General features: G+C 47.1%; 12 protein-coding genes. 10 read left to right on the top strand and 2 right to left on the bottom strand.

The genetic code is table 11. From position 1 onward, the window contains the following. The first annotated feature begins 72 nt into the window (after positions 1 to 72). From DK846_RS15465 to DK846_RS15500, 8 genes are all read left to right on the top strand, one after another. A complete protein-coding gene (locus tag DK846_RS15465; RefSeq protein WP_109969900.1) occupies positions 73 to 693 on the top strand; it encodes a precorrin-2 dehydrogenase/sirohydrochlorin ferrochelatase family protein in 621 nt (206 codons plus the stop codon). Continuing rightward, positions 690 to 1,958 carry a glutamyl-tRNA reductase gene (gene hemA, locus DK846_RS15470; protein ID WP_109969901.1) on the top strand — a complete coding sequence of 423 codons (1,269 nt, stop codon included), beginning with the start codon at positions 690 to 692 and terminating at the stop codon, positions 1,956 to 1,958. Before DK846_RS15465 ends, hemA begins: the two co-directional genes overlap by 4 nt. Beyond that, positions 1,943 to 2,926, top strand: a complete 984-nt coding sequence (gene hemB, locus DK846_RS15475) for a porphobilinogen synthase (RefSeq protein ID WP_109969902.1) — start codon at positions 1,943 to 1,945, stop codon at positions 2,924 to 2,926. Before hemA ends, hemB begins: the two co-directional genes overlap by 16 nt. After that, positions 2,913 to 4,154, top strand: coding sequence for a glutamate-1-semialdehyde 2,1-aminomutase (gene hemL / locus DK846_RS15480; protein WP_109969903.1), 1,242 nt, complete (start codon positions 2,913 to 2,915; stop codon positions 4,152 to 4,154). The genes hemB and hemL overlap by 14 nt, the downstream gene beginning before the upstream one ends. Beyond that, positions 4,145 to 5,032 carry a hydroxymethylbilane synthase gene (gene hemC / locus DK846_RS15485; RefSeq protein ID WP_109969904.1) on the top strand — a complete coding sequence of 296 codons (888 nt, stop codon included), beginning with the start codon at positions 4,145 to 4,147 and terminating at the stop codon, positions 5,030 to 5,032. The genes hemL and hemC overlap by 10 nt, the downstream gene beginning before the upstream one ends. Next, the gene (gene cobA / locus DK846_RS15490; protein WP_109969905.1) at positions 5,025 to 5,771 is read left to right on the top strand and encodes a uroporphyrinogen-III C-methyltransferase; all 747 of its coding nucleotides are present in this window, start codon (positions 5,025 to 5,027) and stop codon (positions 5,769 to 5,771) included. The genes hemC and cobA overlap by 8 nt, the downstream gene beginning before the upstream one ends. Before the next feature lie 155 nt (positions 5,772 to 5,926). Further along, on the top strand, positions 5,927 to 6,865 hold the full coding sequence (locus DK846_RS15495) for a hypothetical protein (protein WP_109969906.1): 939 nt from the start codon (positions 5,927 to 5,929) through the stop codon (positions 6,863 to 6,865). Positions 6,866 to 6,971: 106 nt separating this feature from the next. Beyond that, positions 6,972 to 7,913: a hypothetical protein gene (locus DK846_RS15500; RefSeq protein WP_146201252.1), complete on the top strand. Its 942-nt coding sequence runs from the start codon at positions 6,972 to 6,974 to the stop codon at positions 7,911 to 7,913. An 88-nt stretch (positions 7,914 to 8,001) separates the two neighbouring features. Here the strand turns inward: DK846_RS15500 and DK846_RS15505 are convergent, their stop codons facing one another. Further along, positions 8,002 to 9,258, bottom strand: a complete 1,257-nt coding sequence (locus tag DK846_RS15505) for a DUF1015 domain-containing protein (protein ID WP_109969908.1) — start codon at positions 9,256 to 9,258, stop codon at positions 8,002 to 8,004. Between the two features lie 104 nt (positions 9,259 to 9,362). On the opposite strand from DK846_RS15505, the gene rimI reads away from it, so the two are divergent. Then, a complete protein-coding gene (rimI, locus tag DK846_RS15510) occupies positions 9,363 to 9,797 on the top strand; it encodes a ribosomal protein S18-alanine N-acetyltransferase (RefSeq protein WP_245926577.1) in 435 nt (144 codons plus the stop codon). Positions 9,798 to 9,913: 116 nt separating this feature from the next. Next, a complete protein-coding gene (locus DK846_RS15515) occupies positions 9,914 to 10,846 on the top strand; it encodes a CAP domain-containing protein (RefSeq protein ID WP_109969910.1) in 933 nt (310 codons plus the stop codon). Positions 10,847 to 10,881: 35 nt separating this feature from the next. On the opposite strand, the gene DK846_RS15520 is transcribed toward DK846_RS15515, so the two are convergent. Beyond that, on the bottom strand, positions 10,882 to 13,176 hold the full coding sequence (locus tag DK846_RS15520) for a methyl-accepting chemotaxis protein (protein ID WP_109969911.1): 2,295 nt from the start codon (positions 13,174 to 13,176) through the stop codon (positions 10,882 to 10,884). Positions 13,177 to 13,753: the final 577 nt, after the last annotated feature.

Raw genomic sequence — 13,753 nt, forward strand, 5'->3', positions numbered from 1 at the left:
TTGAGGCGAATTGATCATAAATCCGGATGAATTTTAGACAGATTCATATTTTTCAGATCCTAATTTCTTACTATGATTCCCCTCATGGTTGACTGTTCAAAGAGGCTGGTAACCATCTTTGGAGGGGGAGAAGTGGGTGCACGCAAGGCCCGGTACTTTGCCGATGAAGCTGATGTTACAGTCTACAGCCGATCCTTTTCACCGGCATTTGGATCCATTCAGGTAAAACAGATCAGAACAACAATACCCAGGGATGAAACTGCAATTTCCGATCTAATCAGAGGAACTTTCCTGGTCATCACAGCAACCTCGGATCCAGATCTCAATCAAATAATTGCAACCAGATGCAAAGCAGATGGTATTCTCTGTAATAATGCCACAGACTCTCATTCAGATGTCACCCTTCCGGCAAAAATTACAGGTGACAGATACACTATAGCAGTCAGTACCAGCGGAAGTAGTCCAGCAGTTTCCCGATTTATTCGAGAACAGATTGAAGAGATGTGGCCTGATCTCGATAAGATGATCTCCCTGTCTGAAGAACTCAGAATGGATATGCGGACGAGAATGATTCCGGAAACCAGGAAGAGAGAGATTCTTACTGCAATTTTGCATGATCCTACAGTATGGAAGAGTCTTCGTACTGAAACAGAGGATACTCTCATGAGAGTGAAAGAGACCTACCTGACATGAGACAAACTCTTTTTGCTCCACTTACTATTGCGGGCATATCACATCATACCGCTTCGGTTCCGGAGATAGAAGAGTTCAGATTTACTGATGAAGACGTATTCCTTACTGAAGCCCGGGAGTGGTTCAAAGGAGTTGCACTTCTCCAGACCTGTAACCGAGTTGAAGTTATTGTTCATGGAGAACCGGATATCCTCGCTGAATTTCTTAAGAGCAGGGGAAGATCAAGGTTCAGACTCTATCAGGATCAGGAAGCACTCTCACACCTGCTTGAGCTCGCAGCAGGGATTGATTCACTTATCATCGGAGAAGATCAGATTCTTGGACAACTCAGAAGAACTCTGACAAAGTCTGAAGAACTGGGGGTTGCTAGTCCCATCCTGACGCTCTGTATCAACAAGGCTATTCATACAGGATCCGAGGTCCGTAGAAGAACCGGGATAAATAACGGGGCAATATCAGTCGGGTCAGCAGCAGTGCTTTTAGCCGAAGAGCAGCTCCATACCCTGGAGGGAAAACGTATCCTAATCCTTGGTAGCGGGGAGATGGGAGTGCTTGTCACACAGGCTCTTGCGGCAAAACAGCTTTCTGCCATTTATGTTGCAAACCGGACGCTTGACAGAGCTCGGGTCCTTGCCCATAAAATTGACGGAACAGCAGTACCGATGGATGATCTCTACCGGTATCTAGCCCTTTCAGACGTTGTAATCTGTTGCACGGCTGCCCCACATCCGGTCATCCGTGCTAACGATGTCAGAGAAGCAATGAAAGGCAGAACCTGGCCACTCGACGGGGTAGTAAAACCTGTCATCATCGTTGATATTGCCCAGCCGCGTGATGTGGAAGAGGAGGTTGGAAAGATTGACGGAGTCTGTCTTTTTACTATTGACGATCTCAGACAGGTCAATGACGCCACTTCCCAGCTCAGACGAGAGGCAGCAACTCACGCCAGACTTTTCCTTGAAGAGGAACTTGATCAGTTTATCAAACTGTATAATCGCCGGGCTGCAGACGAGACCCTTGCTACCCTCCATACCTGGGCCGAAACGGTCAGGGTCCGGGAACGTGACAGGGCATTTGCCAGACTGCAGGGATATGATGATCATGCCCATGAGATTGTTGAGGATCTGACCAGGGCTCTGACCAGAAAACTCCTGGCTGATGTGACCATGTCAATTCGGTTCTGTGCGGAACGGGGCGAGATAGCCCTGGCCGAAGAACTTGTATCGGCAATTACCAGAGGAGAAGGACTATGTTCCCGCAAATAAGATTGAGACGACTCAGGCGGCGCCAGATACGCCCGCTTCTGAACGAGACCCGTATCGCAAAGACTGACCTTATTGCACCCCTGTTTTTTGATGAAACAGCAGAATCTCCAATACCAATCGCATCAATGCCCGGAGTTGAACGGTATCCTCCGGAAATGGCTGATAAAGTATGTAAAAACCTTGCATCTGTTGGTATCAAAGCAGTTCTTCTCTTTGGAATACCAAAGGTGAAGGATGAAGCAGCCTCAGGGGCATTTGCGCCGGATGGGGTCATTCAGCAAACAATAAAAAAAATACGAACTGCTGTTCCTGAAATGGTAATCATCACTGATCTCTGTGCATGCGAGTATACATCACATGGACACTGCGGGATCATAGGTGACTGCAGAGACGGGATAGATCTAAAAAACGACGAATCACTCGCCCTGATGCAGAAGATCGCTGTTTCCCATGTTGCTGCCGGTGCAGATATCATTGCCCCGTCATGTATGCTCGATGGAATGGTGACAGCCATCAGATCCGCCCTTGACGAGAATGGATATGAGGAGATCCCGATCATGTCCTACTCCTCCAAGTTTTCAAGCAGTCTTTATGGCCCGTTCCGTGATGCAGCAGGATCAGGATACTCATTTGGGGACCGGACCACATATCAGGAACCTGTCGGAAACCGACGCGAAGCGATCAGAGAATCTGAACTTGATGCAGCTGAAGGAGCTGACATTCTGATGGTCAAGCCTGCCGGATGGTTTGGTGACATTATTTCTGATGTTGCAACTCTTGGCCTTCCAGTAGCAGCCTATCAGGTATCAGGTGAGTACTCAATGATCAAGGCAGCGGCTATAAACGGCTGGCTTGATGAAAAACGGGTGGTGATGGAGAGCCTTATATCGCTCAGGAGGGCAGGGGCCGATCTGATCATCACCTATTTTGCTGAATCAGTATGCAGGTGGATCGATGAAGAGCAGTGAATTATACAATATTGCTAAACAGGTAATTCCTGGCGGTGTTTCAAGTCCTGTCAGGGCAATACAGCCATACCCGTTTTATGTCACATCTGGACATGGGCCCAGACTGACAACTGTAGACGATGCGGATCTCATCGACTGTTGTTGTGCATACGGACCCCTGATCCTCGGCCATGCCCATCCAGTCATAAAAGAGGCAATCATAGGGCAGCTCTCTGATGGGTGGCTGTATGGAACACCTGCTCCCGCGGAGATAACACTTGCAGAGCAGGTGATCAGAGATCATCCATCAATTGAGATGGTACGGTTTGTCTCATCAGGATCAGAGGCGACCATGGCTGCACTCAGACTTGCACGAGGATTTACCGGCAGGACTGATATCATCAAGATCGAAGGCGGGTTTCATGGAGCACATGATGCTGTTTTAGTTCAGGCTGGATCAGGATGTACAACCCTTGGACAGCCTGATTCAGCAGGGGTCCCAGCTGATCTTGTAAAGCATACACGACAGATCCCATACAACGACATCGAGTCACTCACATCACTTCTGGAAAAAGATTCATCATCAATTGCTGCCCTCATCATGGAACCTGTTCTTGGTAATATTGGCCCGATTCTGCCTGAAAAGGGGTACCTAGAAGAGGTGAGATCGGTGACTGCAGAACATGATGTCCTTCTCATCTTTGATGAAGTTATCACCGGGTACCGTCTCGGCATAGGCGGGGCGCAGCAGTACTTTGGGATCAGACCTGACCTGACGACACTAGGAAAGATCCTTGGAGGGGGACTTCCCATCGGGGCATTTGGAGGAAGAAAAGATATCATGAGCATGATTGCACCAGCCGGACCGGTGTATCAGGCCGGGACGTTCTCCGGAAACCCACTATCACTCACAGCAGGAATTGCTACACTGGAATGGATACATAAGCACCCAGAAATGTATGGAGATCTCGAATCAAAGACAAAAATAATTGAAGATGCATGTACCGGGAAAGGTGGCTCATTTGTCCGGATTGGATCGATGTTCAAGTACTACTTCAGAAACCAGCCTCCTAGAAACTACCGTGAAGCCAAAGAAGCAGATACCACAGCATTCAGATCATTCTGGGAAAAAATGCTCAAAGCAAGAATCTTCCTCCCACCTTCCCAGTTCGAGACAAATTTTATCTCTGTAGCACATTCAGAACGTGAAATAGAGGCTATAAGCCAGGCATACAAGGCATGCATCTGAAAATTGGAACCAGAAGTTCGATGCTGGCCCGGGCACAGGCAGAAAAGGTTGCAGGGCTTCTTGAAAAAGAGGGAGTCACAACAGAACTTGTGTTCATATCAACTGTTGGTGATGAGAAGACCGGAGTACCTCTCCATGAGATAGGTGGCCAGGGAGTTTTTGTCAGAGCCCTTGATGATGCTCTCATAAACAGAGAGATTGACATCGCAGTTCACTCGATGAAGGACATTCCGGCTGAGCGGCCCGAAGGTCTGACGACTTCAGCAATCCTGAAACGGGATTCTCCTGCAGATTATGTTGTGACTGAGAAGGATCACGATGCCATCAGAGTCATCGGAACTTCCAGTACCAGACGCACTGCCCAGTTGAAGCGTAACTGGTCAGGGATATCGATACTCCCCCTCAGAGGAAATGTTGATACGCGTCTTGGAAAACTGAAAGCTGGAGAATACGATGCAATTGTCCTTGCCGAGGCCGGACTGCAGCGTCTCTCACTTTCTCTTCCCGGATTCAGACTTGATCCCACAATCCATGTTCCCTCTACCAACCAGGGGACGATTGCTGTAGTGAGCAGAAACGAGCCTCCAGTTAGAGGGATACTCGCAACCATTGACGACGAGATCACCAGAACAGATACCCTGATCGAACGGGCAGTCATGGAAGAGATAGGTGGCGGATGTTATACACCATTGGGAATATTCTGCAAAGACCGCCATCTGATCACTGAGGTGCTCTCACTTGAGGGAGATCGGGTTTTCAGGCTGGAGCAGAAGATCAGCGATCTGGATCAGGCACATGCCTTCGGTACTGAGATCAGGAAAGGCGGACGTGAGTTGATTGATGAAGCCTATTTGAGGTTGGGACTTTCACATGACTGAAACTAGAGGTAAAGTATTTCTGGTCGGATCAGGACCGGGAGGGTGCGGAATGCTGACAATCCGGGCCCGGGAAGTGATAGATCAGGCTGAAGTAATTTTGTTTGACCAGCTTCCAGGAGATGAGGTACTCTCTTCCCTTCCAAAAAGTGCTGAACTGATAGATGTAGGAAAATATGCTGACAAACACACCCGCAAGCAGAATGAGATAGAAGACCTCATGATCCAGCGAGCCAAACAAGGAAAACGGGTGGTCAGGCTCAAGGGTGGAGATCCTTTCATGTTCGGCAGGGGTGGGGAAGAACTTGAAACCTGCAGAGAACATGGGATCCCGGTTGAAGTGGTTCCAGGGGTGACAAGTGCCATCGCTGTGCCTGCATCAGTAGGTATACCAGTTACTCACAGGAAATGGGCATCACAGGTAACAGTTATCACAGGAAATGAAGACCCGACAAAAGAAGAATCTGCAATCGACTGGGAATGGCTTGCACGTAGCAGAGGAACGATCGTAATCCTCATGGGTGTAAAAAATCTTCCCACGATTGCGGAAACCCTGATAAAATTTGGAAGAGAACCCGAGACTCCGGTTGCAGTCATCGAACGTGGACTCAGACCTGATCAGCGCGAGACGATCGGAACACTAGCCACAATTGCTGAGAAGGCAGCTGCGGCAGGTGTCAAACCCCCGGCAGTCATCGTCATAGGCGGGGTTGTTGAGATGTACCGATCTGATGAAGAGTGAATGGTCCGGCCGCCATTCCAAAAAAGCCAGTAAGACCCCTTTCCTTTTTGTAAAACTCAGCATACTATTCTTTTTCCAATGGGAGAAGGATTATTATCCACTACCCGGATAGTATCGATCATGACAGGGTGATGCTACCCTGCAGGAGAGGAAAAATGAATTCATCCAGGTTATACAGTGGCTTATCAACGCTGTTTCTCGTCCTTCTCCTTGCCGTGAGTACAGCTTCAGCTGGATCTCAGGTCTCCTGGACGAAATCCGGACTCCTGTACTCAGGACAGGGGATCGTTCATCAACTCCAGATCGATTGCAGCACCCAGCTTGTGCTACATGCACCGGTTGGCACTGTATTTGATCTCTATGCGATGAAAAATGACAACCCATTCAGTTCCTGTCAGGGAGTCTCTTACATCATAACTCATCATGACCGGGCTTCAATCGGAAGAGGTGGAATTAGTTCACTTACCCTTGAACCGGGAACCTGGTGTGTGGCAGTTTATGCCAGTAAGGGAAGTGGCCAGTATCAGCTTGAAGGAAGCAGTACATGTCCGGTTCCTCTGCATCCCTATTGGGATGCCTGTTTCGATAATGTCTGTTGTGATGATCAGTGTCAGCCAGGCTGTACTCCAATCAAAACGGATGTGAAAACAGGATATCTCTATCAGGGGCAGAGTAGAACATTCGGCTACTACATTCCTGCAGAGCGATCCTATATCGAGTGGATCCTTACCGGGCCATGTGGTAGCGAGATCATCCCTATGAGTATGATGTCAGCCGGGGATATTCGAACGATGCGAACCAGATTCTGTGGTCCAGATTTTGATCTCTACATTTACAAACAGGAGAAACACAGAAACTGGGGGTGGTACGCCGATTATGCAGATACAGAATCAGGATCTGACGGGTATGTTGGTATATCATACCCAGAGACCGGAGCCACGTACTACGCTCAGGTATATGCCAAACAGGGAAGTGGAACATACACCCTGACCTGCCGGAGTTATACCTGCCAGGACGAAGTGGTCATGATGATGAAGCAGACCGATTTTTCATCAATGATGTACACAGCAACGTCTGTTGCTCCACCATCATGAGGAGAAATCAGGACGAATTCACCTCTGTATAAATGGAGAAGATTGATTAGGAACCTTGAGTAAGATCATAGAGTCAGAGCATAGTACAATGTTAGGGGAGTGGAAAATGAAATACATTTCAGGATATCTGACCGCTGCAGTGATCCTTGTGGTCATGGCAGCATGCATTGCACCCGGGTCGGCAAGTTCCGGGTACTTCTGGTCAAAGAGCGGATACCTCTATCAGGGGCAGGCCGCAACATATGAAATCCAGGTGGACTGCGGGGCCCAGTTGGTTTTGAACGCACCTTATGGGGCAGATTTTGATATCTATGCCATGAGAAGCCCGGTTGGAAGCTGGCCAAATGAAAATTACATCATGGCACACTACGACAAGTCAGAAACCTCATACAACCAAGTGAAGTACCTGAATCTGGACAAAGGATCCTGGTACGTTGTGGTGTATTCCTCATCTGGATACGGTCAGTTCACACTTGATGCATCAAACACATGTACCGGACCAAACCCACCATATCCAGACCCATGTTATGGCAATCCGAATTGCGGGGGAACCACTTGTGCTCCGGCAGCAGATGATGTCAAAACCGGGTACCTGAATTCAGGAGAGGCAAAGACCTACACCTATCAGATCATGGGTGACCGTAACTACATCGAGTGGATCCTGACAGGCCCCTGTGGCAATGAAGTCATCCCGATGGCAATGATGTCGGCAAGTGATGTCAGCACAATGCGGACCAGTTACTGTGGACCTGACTTCTCGCTTTACATCTACAAGGACTGTGATCCACGGTACAGCAGTTGTGCAGCAACCCGGGCAGATACAAGCAGTGGTTCAAACAAGTACGTAGGAATCACGTACCCGACAACCGGTTCCCGATATTACGCTCTCGTCTATGCAAAGAATGGCAGTGGGTCATATACACTCCATGCACGGAGTTACAAATGCCAGAGTGATGTCATCGCCATGATGGCAAAACCAGACATGGTCTCCATGATGAGCACTGCCACTGATATCGAAGCTCCGGTAAGCGTTCTTGGAACTTCGTAAAAAACACAGCCACCAGAGGTGGCCACATCTTTTTTTGTATACAATTATGAGGAGAGAACCTCAAATTTCCGGAAAAAAGAGCTTGATATTATTCTAACAAGTGAACAAGCAGTCCACTCAGGAGTTTTGGCTCAAACCATGTGGACTTCGGGGGCATAATACCACCGTCATCTGCAATCGCACAGACAGTTTGTACATCCACGGGTTGCATGGCAATCGCTGCAACGTATTCTCCTGAGTCTACCTTTATCATCAGATCGCGGATGGGTCGGGCCCCACCCAGGTACTGGAGCCGTGCATCTCCCCGTGAATCAGTGATCCCAAGAAACGGGACCAGAACCTGATCCTGCAGAACAGAAACATCAAGAGAATCTATACGTGATACTGCACCCGAGATCTGGATTGCGCATTCATACCATCTTCCTTCCAGGTAAAGATGGAAGACATGAAGCCCTGTTTTTTTCTGCTTTGGAGTGATCGAGTACGAAGAGGGCTCAACTCCCTCAAATGGCGTTATGGTTGCAACCGCACGAAGGGCAGTCAAAAAGGTTTGAGGAGTATAATCACCGAGGGAGGTTAGCAAACGGCTGTACCCGTGTACCTTAACCTCATCTTCTGCAAAGACGACCCCCATAACATGCCAGGTCTCTTCGGGAATGTTGATACCCTTTTCAATCCTGCGTTCCGCAACATTCAGGGCAGATTTGCATCGGTGATGACCATCAGCAATATAGAGTGCAGGGATTTTACCAAATGCATCAACAATTAGTTTGATCTTTTCGGAGTCACGCACTGCAAAGATCTGATGAATGCTTCCATTTGCTGCAGTGACTTCCATGAGAGGAGTTCCAGTAACAGACTTGCTGAGAAGTGTTGCCACTACATCGTTCTTCAGATGAAGCAAAACAACGGGCCCGGTATTGGCATTCATGGCATCGATGTGTCTTGTCCGATCCTCCTCCTTGTCATACCGGGTCAATTCATGACGGTGAATAACTCCAGACTTGTATTCACGGGCATCCACACAACATGAAAGACCGGTGTACGATCGTCCCTCATGGAGAACCCGGTATACGTAGAGGAAGGGAACTGATTCCTGAACACATATTCCATCAGATATATACTCATCAAATATTTTTTTGGAGAGAGCATAGACCTGATCAGAATATGGATCTGTGTCAGGCAGCAGGGCGTCTGCTCTGCTAATCCGAAGGAAACTGAGCGGTTGATTGTTGATGATCTCCCGTGCCTCCGAAGCACTTACCACATCATAAGGAACTGCAGCGATCGCCTGTGCCTTTCCATCAGCAGGTCTCACGGCAGCAAAAGGATATATATGAACCATGTGTCTGACACCAGTCTGATTATACGTATCCCCCTGCCCCTATAAGAGTGCAGTGACAAACCAGTACCGGAAATATGGAGAACAGGAGTCTGCAGATCCGCAAAATGAAAGAGGCTGATATCCCTGCCGTTGAATCTATTGAACAGAAATCATTTTCAGATTTCTGGAGCCGGGATACTCTTGAAGAGGCTCTTGAAATTTTTCCAGATACCAATTTTATTGCTGAGTCACAAGAGGGAATCGCCGGGTATATCATCTGTGGAGTGGAAGATACCGGTGAAGACATATATGGCCATATCTGCAGTCTTGCAGTATCGCCATTCCACCGGGGGTCAGGAATTGGCTCTGCTCTGGTGCAACGGGCTGAGTACCAGGTCATGCTCAAGGGCGCTACAGCCATGCAGCTTGAGGTCAGGATATCAAACCAGCCCGCACAAAAATTTTATAAAAAACTTGGATATGAACCGGTGTTTCAGTATGCAGGATACTATGCAAACACCGAAGATGCAATCGTCATGATGCGATGGTTCAGGTATTGACCCATCATTCTCTCATGGCGACTAAAACATAGGAACACCGTGAACTAATTATTCTCTGAACCTGAACCTTTCCTTACTATCCTGATCACCAGACCTGTGATCGGGAGTGATATATCATGGAATTAAGACCCGTAATACTCCTTATCCTTTTGAGTATCCTTTTCATTATACCATCTCCAGTGGCAGCAGCCCAGAATGAATCATCCACCTTTGATCTTGCCATTTCGGATCTGCATTCTGCTCCATCAGGAGCCCCGGGAAGCCCGCTATACACATGGTTTACAGTAACAAACAAGGGCACCAGGATATCAATGACCGATACAGTCACGCTGTACCTTTCAACAGACAAAAACATTACAACAGCAGATTACCCCATCGGCGAGACAGAAATTTCGTTTATCCGTCCCGGAAATTCAGTGGAAACAGGCCTTATCGGAAAAGTGCCAGATACCATACCTGCTGGAAAATACTACGCCGGTGCATTGCTCACGATCAAGTTTACACTCCTCAAAGATGCCAACGAAAGCGATAACAGCATAAGTAGTAACCTGGTCACCATCAACAATACCTATACCCGTCCCCAGGATTGGTACAATGAACGGATATCAGAGCTTGTACTAAATTATACAAATGCCGAACGTGTTAAGAGAAACCTGACCGAGTTGAAACGGGACTCTGCACTTGATGTTGTTGCAGAGGATCAGAGCCAGGATATGGCAGATCGCCAGTTCTTTGATCATGTAAACCCATCTGGCGAAAACCCAATCGACAGGGCAACACGTCACGGATACAACCAGACGCGATACCTCCCGAACGGGAAGAAGTTCTATGGTATTAGTGAAAATATTGTAAAGATTCCAATCGGCGATGTATACCAGTTTGGAAAGATAAATCCAGATGACCCTGATCAGGTGGCATCAGTTGCAATTCAGTCATTTATGAACAGTATCTCTCACAAAACCACATTGCTACTTCCAGAATTCAGAGTGATCGGACTCGGAACATCATTTGATGGAACAAGTTACTACATCACCCAGAACTTCTTCTAATTTTTTTTGACGAAAGTGGTAAAAAGAGAACGGGTTTACACCCTGAATCGATGAATCTCATTCTTCAGTTCACTGGTGAGATCGCCAACTTCCACTATTGCGCTGTTGATCTCCTCAACCGAAGCACTGACCTGTTCAGCAAGGGTTGAGAGTTCTTCAACCTGCTTCAGATTATCCCCGGTCAGTTTGATTCCTTCCTGTGCCGTGTTAACAACCGAAGACGAAATATTAGCCTGCTCTTCGATAGCCTTAACAATCTCCCGCATATCACGGGTTACTTCGGATGCTCCATTTACCATCTGATTGAGCGCTTCAATGGTCTTGGTCACACTATCCACCCCATGTGCAATTTCCGAATGTGAGGAACGGATTGCAGTTGATGTCTTCTCACTACTCCGCTGGATGGCATTGATAACATCAGAAATATGATCGGTTGCTTTGCGGGCGTCAGCAGCCAGGTTCTTGACTTCACCTGCAACAACGGCAAACCCACGACCAGCATCCCCTGCCCGGGCAGCCTCTATTGCGGCATTGAGGGCCAGAAGATTGATCTGTCCGGCAATGTCATTGATCATCTTCACAATCTTGTTGATCTCACGGATCTGATTGTTGAGTTCATCAATATCCTCAACACTCTCCTGGGCGATCCGCTTGACCACATCCATCCTGTCATTTGCTTCGTTGCCAAGGGACTGTGCTTCACTTCCCCGCACAGTAACATCCTGTGCATGTTTGAGGATCTCCTGAGAAGTGCTGGTAATCTCTTCATTTGAAGCAGAGAGGGTGGAGATCTGATCAGTAATATCCTCGATGTGAGCAATAAGGTCCTTTCCAGTCTCTGCAGATTGCTGGACAGTACGAACCACCTGAAGGGTTGCTTTGGCGATAGATTCTGATCCTTTGTTGATCTCCTGCATCGTATCAGAAACCTGACCAGATACACGGTTAACTTCAAGAAGGGCATTTCGGAGAGCACCAACCGTCTTGACTGCGTCATTCTTGACTAACCCCAGAGGATCACCTTCTCTGACAATGATATCGGTAGTAAGATCACCGGAAGAAACTCTTTCAAAGGCCCCGGCAAGGTCCTTTGCACTGGTATCAAGTGCTGCCGTATGATCCTTAGCTTCCTGAATCATCCGCTGGATCTCTTTTTCTTTCCTGATCTCTTCAGTCCGGTCCTTGTATGTGGACATCACACTGACCACCTGATCGTACTTGTCTAAAAGTGGGATGATGTCCTGTTCAATATGATGGACCCCGGCAGGGAACTCAACAACCAGATGACCGGTTACGGCTTTTTTCGTCCTCAGAGCATCCTTAAGTCCCATTCCCGTCTTTTCCAGGACCTTGAAGTCATGGGCTTTCATAGAAAGGAGTTGGTTCTCTGAGTACCCACTCATAAGAAGAAACGAGTCATTCACCTTGAGGATTCGCAGATTGAGATCCATGAGAAGCAAAGGAAGAGGATTCTGATTGATCATCGTCATCTCCTGTTGCTGGAGTTCACGTATTGTCTCCATCTGATCCTTTATTTCACGTTCAACGCGCTTGCGTTCGGTGATATCCCGAAATGTTGCCTGTGTCCTCTTTCCTTCAGGAAGCTCAAGAACCTTCATTGTCACTTCTGCATCAAACGAAGTACCATCACCCCTGTTTAAGACACACTCAAAATTCTGGGGAATCCCTCGCAGTGCATCATCATAGTGCCTATTGAAGAAAAGAATTGACTCGGTCCCGTCAGGTTGCGTAGGTGGAGAGAGATCACGGAGGTTTTTCCCAAGAATGTTTTCTTCCTGAATCCCAAAAATTTCCGAAGTTGTTGTGTTGCATTCAACGAGGGTATCTTTATCAAAGAGAGTTATGGCATCATAAGCTGCATTTATCATAGCGCGGTATTTTCGGGCCTCTGCCTCACGACGCCGATCATTCTCCCGGCTTTTTTTCCGGTTTTCTGATTCTCGAATCTCACGCTGAATGACAGGGATAAGTGGCTTGAGATTTCCTTTAAAGATATAATCATGGGCCCCACTTTTCATCAGCGAGACAGCAGTATCCTCACCAATCTCACCGGAAACAATGATGAATGGAATATCCAGGCCCCGTTTATTGAATTCCTGAAGAACATCGAGACCAGTAAACCCGGGAAGTGAGTAATCACAGAGGACGACATCCCACTCCTTGGAGTCTAATGCATCACAGACTGATTGAAGAGTGTCCAGCCTCAGGAGATCTGTTGAATATCCACCTTTTTTTAATTCATGCATTACCAGAAATGCATGATCCTCATTGTCCTCAATCAAAAGGACATGCAATTGTTCTGTTGCCATTATTTATCCCTGAGTTACTATAGATCAACACTCTCGCAGCGCAAATAATAATAATCTCGCACGACTCACATTAAAGACTTTTTTTATTACCCATGTAGAGTATGGTCATGCGGCACCTACCCATCCACATCAAAAATAACCATAGCCTTCGCGCGAGATGAAAGACGACAATCTAGATTTCAAGTGTTTAAAAAAAATATCTTTTTTGCTGAATATCAAAATTAAATTTTTATTTCTGAATCTTTTTTAATAAGAAGCCCGATAAAAAGTATTCTAAATCCAAAGGATATAATTTACCCAAGTGACTTGAGCGGTGATTATAACATCAGAATCGTGCATCAGGGAGAAATGAGGAGATATATTTCATACTAAAATAAAAAGTATTATATATCGGACAGAAAAATCAATTAATTGTCAGGGAAACTTCTGTGGACATATCAGGCATGAGATATCCGGGGGGTTTTGAACACATATAGGCAGGTGTTATTTCTCCTGCCTTTCCACATTCCCTGATATATGAAAAGTGTGCCTTTTTTGTTTATCTGATCACAAAGGTTGAAACCCTCACACGGTAAAC

The organism is Methanospirillum lacunae (assembly GCF_003173355.1).
GTDB classification, from domain to species: domain Archaea; phylum Halobacteriota; class Methanomicrobia; order Methanomicrobiales; family Methanospirillaceae; genus Methanospirillum; species Methanospirillum lacunae.

Excerpts from the sequence above, each read along its gene's own strand:
- DK846_RS15465 (WP_109969900.1), top strand. The coding sequence starts at position 73 with ATGATTCCCCTCATGGTTGACTGTTCAAAGAGGCTGGTAACCATCTTT.
- hemA (WP_109969901.1), top strand. The coding sequence starts at position 690 with ATGAGACAAACTCTTTTTGCTCCACTTACTATTGCGGGCATATCACAT.
- hemB (WP_109969902.1), top strand. The coding sequence starts at position 1,943 with ATGTTCCCGCAAATAAGATTGAGACGACTCAGGCGGCGCCAGATACGC.
- hemL (WP_109969903.1), top strand. The coding sequence starts at position 2,913 with ATGAAGAGCAGTGAATTATACAATATTGCTAAACAGGTAATTCCTGGC.
- hemC (WP_109969904.1), top strand. The coding sequence starts at position 4,145 with ATGCATCTGAAAATTGGAACCAGAAGTTCGATGCTGGCCCGGGCACAG.
- cobA (WP_109969905.1), top strand. The coding sequence starts at position 5,025 with ATGACTGAAACTAGAGGTAAAGTATTTCTGGTCGGATCAGGACCGGGA.
- DK846_RS15495 (WP_109969906.1), top strand. The coding sequence starts at position 5,927 with ATGAATTCATCCAGGTTATACAGTGGCTTATCAACGCTGTTTCTCGTC.
- DK846_RS15500 (WP_146201252.1), top strand. The coding sequence starts at position 6,972 with ATGAAATACATTTCAGGATATCTGACCGCTGCAGTGATCCTTGTGGTC.
- DK846_RS15505 (WP_109969908.1), bottom strand. The coding sequence starts at position 9,258 with ATGGTTCATATATATCCTTTTGCTGCCGTGAGACCTGCTGATGGAAAG.
- rimI (WP_245926577.1), top strand. The coding sequence starts at position 9,363 with ATGAAAGAGGCTGATATCCCTGCCGTTGAATCTATTGAACAGAAATCA.
- DK846_RS15515 (WP_109969910.1), top strand. The coding sequence starts at position 9,914 with ATGGAATTAAGACCCGTAATACTCCTTATCCTTTTGAGTATCCTTTTC.
- DK846_RS15520 (WP_109969911.1), bottom strand. The coding sequence starts at position 13,176 with ATGGCAACAGAACAATTGCATGTCCTTTTGATTGAGGACAATGAGGAT.